Consider the following 984-nt stretch of genomic DNA (forward strand, 5'->3'; position numbering starts at 1 on the left):
TTCGTGGCACTTTGCACATTTCTCCAAGAAGAAGGCGGTCAAAAATCATTGGTGCAGCTCTGCAGTGCTCTAGCTCTTAAGCAAAACACCTCTCTGAGTGCGGAAGGGCTCAATCAACGGTTTAACGAAAAAGCAGTGAGTTTCCTCAAAGCGGTGTTCGAAAAACTGCTGATTCATCAGACGCAGGAGGCCCGTCACGTGTGTCAAAGACATTCGCTGTTTCGCCGGATTCGCATTCTCGATTCCACGTCGTTTCAACTGCCTCCTGAGATCCAAGGGATTTACGAGGGATGTGCGGGGCCTGGGGTGAAAATTCAGTTAGAATATGAATGTCTAGAAGGGAAGTTTCTCCATGTGGACGTTGGGGATGCTCGTCATCATGACGCCGCCTACGGAGCGTCCCTTCGATCGACCATTCAAGAAGGAGACCTTTGTTTGAAAGACTTGGGCTATTTTTCTCTTGAGGGATTGCAAGCGATTCATGATGCCGGAGCCTTTTACATTTCGCGGCTCAAACACAATGTAGGGATTTACCAAAAAGAAGGAGACCAATTTCGAAAATGGGAACCAGAGGATTTCCTTGCGATGCTGCAACCCGGAGAAACCATAGAACTGGAAGATGTGTATGTCAGTGGAAAGAAAGTTCATCAACCGCGACTCATTGTGTATCGGCTGACCGAAAAACAGGAACAACAGAAGGAAGAACAATGGAAACAGAAGGCCAAACAAAAAGGGGCCGCGTACGTGACGCGACGTCCCCACCCAATATATGTATATATCACCAATATTCCAGCGATTGATACCTCCTTGCATGACATTCATACGCTGTATTCTCTTCGCTGGCAAATTGAGGTGATAGTTAAAACATGGAAATCCCTGTTTCACATTCATCGATTCAAACGGATGAAAGGGACTCGCTTTCAGTGCCACTTGTATGGAACGTTGATTGCCTTATTGATCAGCTCTACGGTCATGTTTGCCATG

1 protein-coding gene is annotated in these 984 nt (G+C 46.7%); it reads left to right on the forward strand.

Annotated elements, in window-relative coordinates; translation table 11 throughout:
* Positions 1-984: IS4 family transposase (locus B4113_RS07850; RefSeq protein ID WP_061912395.1), on the forward strand; the 984-nt coding region annotated here is incomplete at both ends.

The sequence above is a fragment of the Geobacillus sp. B4113_201601 genome (genome assembly GCF_001587475.1).
Classification (GTDB): domain Bacteria; phylum Bacillota; class Bacilli; order Bacillales; family Anoxybacillaceae; genus Geobacillus; species Geobacillus icigianus.